A 1,923-nucleotide genomic window follows, 5' to 3' on the forward strand; every position below is an offset into this window, starting at 1 on the left:
CACCCCTATGAAGATGACGACGGAAGAGGCCTTTGTTAAGGTTTTGCAGATGCATGGAATTGAGCATGCGTTTGGGATCATTGGCTCGGCGATGATGCCGATTTCGGATCTGTTTCCGAAGGCTGGGATCATGTTCTGGGACTGTGCGCATGAGGGCAGCGCGGGGATGATGGCGGATGGCTACACCCGTGCCACCGGCAAGATGTCGATGATGATTGCGCAGAACGGCCCGGGCATCACCAACTTCGTGACCGCCGTCAAGACTGCCTACTGGAACCACACGCCGCTTCTGCTGGTGACCCCGCAGGCGGCCAACAAGACCATCGGTCAGGGTGGCTTCCAGGAAGTCGAGCAGATGAAGCTGTTCGAGGACATGGTTGCCTATCAGGAAGAGGTCCGCGACCCGACCCGCGTCTGCGAGGTTCTAAACCGTGTGATCATGCAGGCCAAGCGCGCCAGCGCCCCGGCCCAGCTGAACATCCCGCGCGACATGTGGACCCAGGTTGTCGATATCGACCTGCCCGCCATTGTCGAGTTCGAGCGCCCCTCGGGTGGCGAAAGCGCCGTGGCCCAGGCGGCCGAGCTGCTGTCGAACGCCAGGAACCCTGTCATTCTGAACGGGGCCGGTGTGGTTCTGGCCGAAGGCGGCATCGAGGCGTCGAAAGCGCTGGCCGAGCGTCTGGATGCGCCGGTCTGCGTCGGCTACCAGCACAATGACGCCTTCCCGGGCAGCCACCCGCTGTTTGCCGGTCCGCTGGGCTATAACGGTTCGAAAGCGGGGATGGAGCTGATCAGCGAGGCGGATGTTGTCCTGTGCCTCGGCACCCGTCTGAACCCGTTCTCGACCCTGCCGGGCTATGGCATCAACTACTGGCCCGCGGATGCGAAGATCATCCAGGTTGACATCAACCCCGACCGTATCGGCCTGACCAAAGCTGTCAGCGTCGGCATCATCGGCGACGCTGCCAAGGTGGCAAAGGGCATTCTGGCCCAGCTGAGCGACACAGCCGGTGACGAAGGCCGCAAGGAGCGCAAAGAGCGCATCGCGCAGAAGAAATCGGCCTGGGCGCAGGAACTGACCTCGATGACCCACGAGGATGACGATCCGGGCACCACCTGGAACCAGCGTGCCCGCGCGGCCAAGCCCGACTGGATGAGCCCGCGCATGGCGTGGCGCGCCATTCAGGCGGCACTACCGAAAGAGGCGATCATCTCGTCCGACATCGGCAACAACTGCGCCATCGGCAACGCCTATCCGTCGTTTGAAGAGGGGCGCAAATACCTGGCGCCGGGCCTGTTCGGCCCCTGCGGCTATGGCCTGCCCGCCGTCGTCGGTGCCAAGATCGGCTGCCCGGATGTTCCGGTTGTGGGCTTTGCCGGTGACGGTGCCTTTGGCATCGCGGTGAACGAGCTGACCGCGATCGGCCGCGAGGAATGGCCCGCCGTGACCCAGATCGTGTTCCGCAACTACCAGTGGGGCGCGGAAAAGCGCAACTCGACCCTGTGGTTCGACGACAACTTCGTGGGCACCGAGCTGGACACCAAGGTGTCTTATGCCGGTATCGCGCAGGCCTGTGGCCTGAAAGGCGTTGTCGCGCGCACCCAGGACGAGCTGACCGCGGCGCTGAACCAGGCGATCGAGGACCAGAAGAACGGCATCACCACGCTGATCGAGGCCCTGATCAACCAGGAGCTTGGCGAGCCTTTCCGCCGCGACGCGATGAAAAAACCCGTCGCAGTCGCCGGCATCAGCGCCGATGACATGAAAGCGCAGGGCGCTTAACCCCAGGACGAGGCCGGAGCACATGACCCTGACACCCGTCGAGCTGTTGCGGCAAAACGCTCCGGCCACCCGTCCCATAATCGCCCTCAGCGAAGGCAACGACCCCCGCATCACCAAAGGAGCCCTCAACGCGCAGAGGG

At 63.6% G+C, this 1,923-nt stretch carries 1 protein-coding gene; it reads left to right on the plus strand.

Annotation, left to right across the window (positions count from 1 at the left end):
• Positions 1-7 precede the first annotated feature (7 nt).
• On the plus strand, positions 8-1,783 hold the full coding sequence (gene xsc / locus ACR0NZ_RS20575) for a sulfoacetaldehyde acetyltransferase (protein WP_209599474.1): 1,776 nt from the start codon (positions 8-10) through the stop codon (positions 1,781-1,783).
• The last annotated feature ends 140 nt before the right edge of the window (positions 1,784-1,923 follow it).

This window comes from Ruegeria sp. AE3, from assembly GCF_056542225.1.

Coding starts and splice junctions, on each gene's coding strand:
- xsc (WP_209599474.1), top strand. CDS start 8: ATGAAGATGACGACGGAAGAGGCCTTTGTTAAGGTTTTGCAGATGCAT.